Annotated in this window: 8 protein-coding genes; 1 reads left to right on the top strand and 7 read right to left on the bottom strand. The window is 62.1% G+C overall.

Annotated features, from left to right (window positions below):
• Nucleotides 1-128: 128 nt before the first annotated feature.
• Entirely contained in the window at nucleotides 129-545 is a 417-nt protein-coding gene (locus VZ95_RS10920) for a hypothetical protein (protein WP_045775868.1), read from the top strand.
• A 64-nt stretch (nucleotides 546-609) separates the two neighbouring features.
• On the opposite strand, the gene VZ95_RS10915 is transcribed toward VZ95_RS10920, so the two are convergent.
• The 7 genes from VZ95_RS10915 to VZ95_RS10885 all read right to left on the bottom strand — a co-directional run bounded on the left by VZ95_RS10915 (nucleotide 610) and on the right by VZ95_RS10885 (nucleotide 6438).
• Nucleotides 610-1269, bottom strand: coding sequence for an SCO family protein (locus VZ95_RS10915; RefSeq protein WP_045775867.1), 660 nt, complete (start codon nucleotides 1267-1269; stop codon nucleotides 610-612).
• A 1-nt stretch (nucleotide 1270) separates the two neighbouring features.
• Nucleotides 1271-1540: a hypothetical protein gene (locus tag VZ95_RS10910; protein WP_045775866.1), complete on the bottom strand. Its 270-nt coding sequence runs from the start codon at nucleotides 1538-1540 to the stop codon at nucleotides 1271-1273.
• A 7-nt stretch (nucleotides 1541-1547) separates the two neighbouring features.
• Complete coding sequence (locus VZ95_RS10905) at nucleotides 1548-2180, bottom strand: peroxiredoxin (protein WP_045775869.1); 633 nt, start codon at nucleotides 2178-2180, stop codon at nucleotides 1548-1550.
• Between the two features lie 61 nt (nucleotides 2181-2241).
• The gene (locus VZ95_RS10900; protein ID WP_045775865.1) at nucleotides 2242-2670 is read right to left on the bottom strand and encodes a DoxX family protein; all 429 of its coding nucleotides are present in this window, start codon (nucleotides 2668-2670) and stop codon (nucleotides 2242-2244) included.
• A 92-nt stretch (nucleotides 2671-2762) separates the two neighbouring features.
• Nucleotides 2763-3662: a LysR family transcriptional regulator gene (locus VZ95_RS10895; protein WP_045775864.1), complete on the bottom strand. Its 900-nt coding sequence runs from the start codon at nucleotides 3660-3662 to the stop codon at nucleotides 2763-2765.
• 10 nt (nucleotides 3663-3672) lie between these two features.
• Nucleotides 3673-4953: a DUF445 domain-containing protein gene (locus VZ95_RS10890; RefSeq protein WP_045775863.1), complete on the bottom strand. Its 1281-nt coding sequence runs from the start codon at nucleotides 4951-4953 to the stop codon at nucleotides 3673-3675.
• 9 nt (nucleotides 4954-4962) lie between these two features.
• A complete protein-coding gene (locus VZ95_RS10885) occupies nucleotides 4963-6438 on the bottom strand; it encodes an AMP nucleosidase (protein WP_045775862.1) in 1476 nt (491 codons plus the stop codon).
• Between the last annotated feature and the right edge of the window lie 355 nt (nucleotides 6439-6793).

Below are 6793 nucleotides of genomic sequence, written 5' to 3'. Positions count from 1 at the left end.
CTAATTTATTCTTAATGCTTTTGTGGCAAAACTTGCCTCGATTCTATCACGGCCAAGTCACAGCGCGCCCCTATCTTGGGGAGTAATATTTTGTTAATATGACTTATGCCCTGGTAATGGAGAGACCGATGACCGAATTTTCCTCTTCTTCGGGCGCGGAAACCCACTTCGAACAGCCGGACTATACGATTGAAGCCCGTATCGATGGCGAATGGGTCGCGCAACAGGAAGCCCGCAGCCTGGAAACGGCTTTGCTCCAGGTGCGCAAGCTCGTCCCCACGATGGGCGCTAAGAACGTCCGCATCGTCAGCGAGGCCGAGAACGGCAAGCGCCGCCTTTATTCGGTGCAATATCAAGCGCCGGTGCTGCCGCCTGCGCCGTCGGCAACGCTAAGCACCCGGCTGTCGAGCCTAAAGGGCGCGCCGATGGGGCCTGCCGTTGGAAAAATGGCCATGCTGGTCGGCCTGGGGGCCGCGTGCGGGCTGGTTGGCGTGATCGTCTTCCAACTGCTGCACATGATCGACGGGCTCGTTGTTGGGCATTAACCCCTTAAGACCAGCCTCCCGAAAGACTTGAGCCTGTTCCGCCCCGCGTGAACGGGCTTTTATTTTAGCCCTTCAACGTTTTGCGGATCCCGGCGGCAATATCTTCCGGTTTGCTCTCGTGGGTAAAATGCGCCTTGTACGTCCCATCGCGCCCCATGACGAAGATGATGGAGGAATGATCCATCAAATAATCGGCCTGATCTTTGGTTTGGTCCGATTTTCGGTAGTAAACCCGATAGGCTTTGGCGGCGACGGCCACTTGCTCGGCGGTTCCCGTGAGGCCGATGAGGGCCGGGTGAAACTGGGCCACATATTCCTTCAGCACGGCGCTGGTATCGCGCGCCGGGTCGATGGTCACGAACAGCGGCACCACCTCGGCCCGTTCGGCCTCGGTCAGCACGTCCAGGCCTTCCGCGAGCCGCTGCAACCCAGTCGGGCAGACGTCGGGGCAGAACGTGTAGCCGAAATAGACGAGGGTGAGTTTCCCGGCGAAATCGGCCTGGGTGCGGGTTTTACCGTCTTGATCGACCAGCGTGAACGCGCCGCCGACCAAGGGCGATCCCGTGCTACGCCCTTCCTGGGCCGCGCCGATGGGGCGGTCGGACGTGAGAAGGGCTGCAATCGCGCCAATCCCGGCGACGACGACCATCAAGCCCGCGACGATAAACAGCCGCATTCCGGCGGGCATGGCGGCAAAACCGCTGGGTTTTTCGGGCTTGGTCATTCTATCTGTCTCCATCGAGCGCGCGGCTCAGCGCCAGAACCTCGGCCCCGGCGGGGGTGAGCCGGTGCGGACGATCCCCCTCGTTCCCGATAGCCATAGCGAATTCCAGCAGATCTTGCCCGCGCAATTCCCGCAGGCTGGCCCGCACGCGCCACAGGGGCAGGCCGCAGTGCTGCGCGAGGCTTGGGGCGGCGATCGCTTCCGCGTCTAAAGCCGTGAGCAATTTGCGGGCGACCTCGGTCAAGGTGCCGTCCGGGTTGAGGCAGGGCATGCGCGGGCTAATCGGCTTTGCGGTACTGAAGGAACCAATCGGCCCCGGCTTTGCGCGCAGCGGCCCCGTCGAGCGTGCGCGGGGCGGGTTCCAGTAGCGCGTCCCCCGGTTGCCAATTGGCGGGGGCGGCGGCTTTCGCCGCAGCGGTGGTAGTGAGGGCGGTGACGAGGCGCACGACTTCCTCGATATTCCGGCCCACGATCATCGGATAATAGATCATCGCGCGCACGATCCCCTCGGGATCGATGACGAACAGGCAGCGGCTGGCTTCCGTGCTGCTTTCGCCCGGCATTAGCATGCCGTAGCGCAGGGCGACGGCGCGGTCGTGGTCGGCGAGCACGGGGAAGGCGATGGCGGTGCCGAACTGGGCTTCGATCGTGCGCAGCCACGCGATATGGCTGTAGACGCTATCGATGGAAAGCCCGAGAAGCTGACAATTCAGTGCGCCCAGCCGGTCGGCGGCCTTGGCCAGCGCGATAAACTCGGTGGTGCAGACCGGGGTGAAATCGGCGGGATGCGAGAAAAGCACCAGCCAGCTTCCGCGAAAATCTTTTAAGGCCAGCCGCCCGTGCGTGCTGTCGGCCTCGAAATCGGGGGCGGCATCGCCCAAACGGGGCAGGGGCATCGGCGTATCGGACATAAAAAAAACCTCCAGGGCGAACACCCTGGAGGGGAGCAAGTCTGACCCTGAAGGTCAAGCCTTAGGCGCGCACAAAGCTCGGCAGGCTGGTGGGCAGCAGACGACCGATCGAGTAAGCCCCCGGCCCGAGCAGCGCTTGAACGACCAGGGCGACCGTCCAGAATGCGGGGAATTCCCAGCCGCCATTCGGCTTGCTGAACATCCAACCATTACCGACGTGCATCAGCGTTGCCCCAATCAGGATCGGCAGCAGCAAGACGGCGGTGAGACGGGTGAAAACGCCCGCAATCAGGGCCAACCCGCCGAGGGTTTCCCCCAGAATGACGAGATAGGCGACGAAGGCCGGATAGCCGACCGATTCGAAAAACTGCGCCGTCCCGGCGGGGGTGAAAGTCAGCACCTTCAGCAAGAAACCGTGGGCGAGGGCCATCACGCCGAGCGAAACGCGGAGCAGCAGAAGGGCGAGATCGGATTTTTGAGTGTCGGACATCGGAAAGTCTCCAAGAAAGAGCGAATTTTGATGGGCCGACGCTACTCGATTTCCCCTATCGAGAAATCGGCAGAAAAATCGCGTTAACTTATCTAATTATTCGATGGAGAAAGCATCGCCTCCCACAGCCAGCGCCCGGCGGGGCCGAGGGCGGTGGTTGGGTGGCGCACCAGATGCATCGGCAGCCATTCGGTGACGCTGCGGGTAATGCCGCAGAGATGCACCAGCCGCCCAGACTGAATATCATCGCGCACCAAATGCTCCGGCATATTGCCCCAACCAAGGCCCGCGCGCAGAAACTCCAGCTTGGTGCCTAAGTCGGACAAACGCCAGGTTTTCGCCGAATAGACCGCGTAATCCTTACCCTCGGTCAGGCGGCTGCGGTCGGTGAGCACCAGTTGCACTTCGTCGGTCAGGGCGGCCATGCGGTTGTCGCGCGGCATGGTCGCGAGCGCGTGGGCCGGGGCGGCCACGGGGATCAGGCGGATCGGGGGCAGCGCCTCGCCGACGAGCCCCGCCGGTTGAAACGGCATCGAGCCGATCACGCCGAATTTCGCCCGACCGTTCATGACATGCTCGGCGACTGCGCCCAGAACCTCGACGCCGACGCGCATGGTGACGGTGGGGAAGCGCTCGCGGAAGTCGCCCAACACGCGGGCGAGGCGCGGCACCGGGTACATCACATCGATGACGATGGCGAGTTCCGGCTCTAGCCCGTCGCGCAATCCGGCGGCGCGGGCGTGCAGCCCCTGCGTGCGGGCGAGGATCGATTTGGCATCGGCCAGAATCGCTGTGCCCTGCTCGGTCAGTCGCGGCGTATGGCCGCTGCGGTCGAAGAGGCTCAGGCCAAGCTGAGTTTCCAGCGTGGTGATCGCATAGCTAATGGCCGATTGCGCCCGCCCCAAGTCGCGCCCCACGGCAGAAAAACTGCCAAGCTCGGCGGCTTTGGCGAAGACGCGCAATTGGTCGAGCGAGATGGTTTCGAGGTTCATGGCGTCCGCCTTAGCGCCCGGCTAGGAAGAAATGATCGAGCAAAAACAACACTAGCCCCGCCAGCGCGCCAACGCAGGTGCCATTGATGCGGATGAACTGCAAATCGCGGCCAATAGCCTGCTCCAACTGGTCGGCCACGGCCTTATCGTCCCAGCTTGCAACGGTTTTGCCGATATGTGCGACGGCCAAGGGGCGGTAGCGGGCAATCAAGCGCCGTAAAATCACTTGGGCCTGCGCCGAAACCCGCGCGCGTAAGGCGGAATCCCCGCGCAAGCGGGCGGCGAAACCCTGCAGTTGATCGGCAAGCAGCGCCACCAAGCGCGGGCGGGCGGCGGGCAGGCCTGTGCGCAGATCGGCAATCACCCGCGTCCAGATCGCCGTGAACTGCGGCCCGAACCGCTCCGGGGCGAGCAGATGCCGCTTGAGATCGTCGAGCGTCGCAGCCCAGGCATCGCCCTCAGTCAGCGCGTGGACCCGCTGCAACAGATAAGCGTGGGCTTGATAGCGCAGGGGGCTACCTTCGGTGCGGATCTGCTCCAGCCGGGCCACGGCATCGGCCAGAATGGCATTGGCGAGTTCGTCCGCCAGCCATTTGGCGATTTTGCCATCGGCGAGGCTTTTCGTATCGAGGCGCAGCAGCCGGGTAACGCCGGACTCCAACTGCCCGGCCAGATAGGTCACGGCGCGCTCTTGTAGGAAGGCTTTGATGCGCGGCTCTTCGTTGGCCAATTGGGTCAAGGCCCAGTCGGCGGCCTTGTCGATCACCGGCAGATGCCCGCCCGCTTCGACAAAACCGACAAGGCCGCGCTGGCTGAGCCCGGCGAGATCGAGCCCCGCCAGCCAATCGGTGATCGTTGCCTGCACCTGGGCCTGAACCCGCGCATCGGTCAGCGCGTCCAAAGCCCCCGGCAGGACCGACAGGGCGGCGTCGGCGATGCCCTGACCGACCGCATCTTGCTCCAACCACCCGGCGAGATGGTCCGGCAGGTCGGCTTCAGTCAGCTTTTGCGCCAGATCGTCGGGATCGAGGAATTTCTCGCCGACGAACTGCCCCAACCGCGCGCCGATCCGCGCCTTATTGCGCGGCAATAGGGCGGTATGGGGGATCGGCAGCCCGAGCGGGCGTTTGAACAGCGCCACGACGGCGAACCAATCGGCGAGTGCGCCAATCGTTGCGGCTTCCGCCGCCGCCCGCGCGGCCAGAATCCACACACTCGGCGCGGGCCAAAAGCTGAGGCCGACGAAGAGGCTGGCCGAGCCGACTAAAAGCCCGGTTGCCCAGCCTTTCATCGGCAGCGCCTAACGGAAGCTCGGCTCATCGAAACTGCGTAATTTGCGCGAATGCAGCTTGCGCACGCCTTCGGCCCGCAAAATATCGACGGTTTCGATGCCGATTTCCAAATGCTGGGCAATGCGCTCGCGGTAGACCGCATTGGCCATGCCGCGCAGTTTGATTTCGCCGTGCAGGGGCTTGTCGGAAACGCAGAGCAGCGTTCCATAGGGCACGCGGAAGCGGAAGCCATTGGCGGCAATGGTGGCCGATTCCATATCGACCGCAATGGCGCGCGATTGATTGAGCCGGGCGTAGATTTCTTTAAAGCGCAGCTCCCAGTTCCGATTATCGGTGGTCAGCACCGAGCCCGTGCGCAACCGGCTTTTGAGGTCCGCCCCTTCAAGCCCGGTGATCTTGGCGACCGCTTGCTGAAGCGCCACCTGCACTTCGGCAATCGGCGGCACCGGCACGAAGGGCGGCAGATCATTGTCCAGCACTTGATCGTCGCGCACATAGCCGTGGGCCAGCACGTAATCACCCAAAAACTGACTGCGCCGCAAACCGGCACAATGGCCCAGCATCAGCCAGCAGTGCGGGCGCAGCACGGCGAGATGGTCGGTGATCGTTTTGGCGTTGGACGGGCCGACGCCGATGTTAATCATCGTAATCCCCAGCTTATCGGGCCGGGTGAGATGATAGGCGGGCATCTGCGGCAGGTTGGCGAGCGGCGTGCCACTGGTGGGCAGATCGGTGAGGCGCGGGTTGGGCGTGAACACGTCGCCCGGCTCCACGAAACTATCATAAGTCTCGCCGTTTGCGACTTCGCGCTGGGCGTAGGCGCAAAACTCATCCACATAGCGCTGATAATTGGTCAGTAGCACAAAGCGCTGAAAATGTCTCGGCGCGGTGGCGGTATAATGGCTGAGGCGGGCAATCGAGTAATCAACCCGCTCGGCGGTAAACAGCGACAGCGGGCGCGGCAGGCCATCACTCGGTAAATAGGTACCGTTGGCGATGGTGTCATCAATCACCGCGAGATCGGGCAGCGCGAAATACTGCGTCATTTCCCGAACCTGGGTTTCAGTCACATCCGCCGTGGAGTTTTCGATCACGAACGGCAGCGGAATGGCGCGGCGGCTGGTGCCGACATAGACCGGAACGCGATGATTTTGCAGCAGCAGCGTAATCTGCTCACGGTAGTAGTCCGCCAGCAGCGCGGGCCGCGTCAGCGTCGTGCCATAGGCCCCTGGATCGACCGCCGCGCCATAGGCAAAGCGCGCGTCCAGGTGCAAATCGGCGGCGGTCACGGTGATCCCGAGATAGGGATAGAGGGCGGCCTGCGGGGCCTGGGTTTCACCCTTGGCAAGGGCATCGAACCCAGCGCGGATCGTATCGGCCGATCCATCGTAAATGGCCTGAATGCGGGCAAGGGCCGCATCGGCATCGGTAAAGCTGTCCAAACCGTCGGCGACGGCTGCGTGTGGAGCCCGGGGATCCATCATCGTCTTTTCTCTCTCTTCGTTTCAGTGCCGCTCTATAGCACTGAACCGCCGCGCTGTTAACCCGTTGCCGAAACATCAAATTCAATTCAAATACATCAAAGATTAAACCTGTTTTCTCTAAAATATACTTTGTTGAAATTTTTGATGCAGGTTTGTTATTCATTTATAAGTCGCCGGTAGGTGTTAGTTTTATAAAAATAAGGAGAAAGAGTATGAAGTTCCTAAAATCGCTTGTCCTGCTCACTGCGCTTGCTGCGAGCCCTTTCGCATCGGCTCAGACGCTAAAGCTTGTCTCATTCTCCGATAATACGCATGCCTTCTATCATGCGTTGCTGAGCGAAGCTTTGGCGGCGGG

It is taken from the genome of Elstera litoralis (assembly GCF_000963705.1).
GTDB lineage: Bacteria > Pseudomonadota > Alphaproteobacteria > Elsterales > Elsteraceae > Elstera > Elstera litoralis.
Note: the sequence above shows the minus strand (reverse complement) of the source record. Positions and strands in the feature narration are given on the sequence as shown.

Excerpts from the sequence above, each read along its gene's own strand:
- VZ95_RS10920 (WP_045775868.1), top strand. The coding sequence starts at position 129 with ATGACCGAATTTTCCTCTTCTTCGGGCGCGGAAACCCACTTCGAACAG.
- VZ95_RS10915 (WP_045775867.1), bottom strand. The coding sequence starts at position 1,269 with ATGACCAAGCCCGAAAAACCCAGCGGTTTTGCCGCCATGCCCGCCGGA.
- VZ95_RS10910 (WP_045775866.1), bottom strand. The coding sequence starts at position 1,540 with ATGCCCTGCCTCAACCCGGACGGCACCTTGACCGAGGTCGCCCGCAAA.
- VZ95_RS10905 (WP_045775869.1), bottom strand. The coding sequence starts at position 2,180 with ATGTCCGATACGCCGATGCCCCTGCCCCGTTTGGGCGATGCCGCCCCC.
- VZ95_RS10900 (WP_045775865.1), bottom strand. The coding sequence starts at position 2,670 with ATGTCCGACACTCAAAAATCCGATCTCGCCCTTCTGCTGCTCCGCGTT.
- VZ95_RS10895 (WP_045775864.1), bottom strand. The coding sequence starts at position 3,662 with ATGAACCTCGAAACCATCTCGCTCGACCAATTGCGCGTCTTCGCCAAA.
- VZ95_RS10890 (WP_045775863.1), bottom strand. The coding sequence starts at position 4,953 with ATGAAAGGCTGGGCAACCGGGCTTTTAGTCGGCTCGGCCAGCCTCTTC.
- VZ95_RS10885 (WP_045775862.1), bottom strand. The coding sequence starts at position 6,438 with ATGATGGATCCCCGGGCTCCACACGCAGCCGTCGCCGACGGTTTGGAC.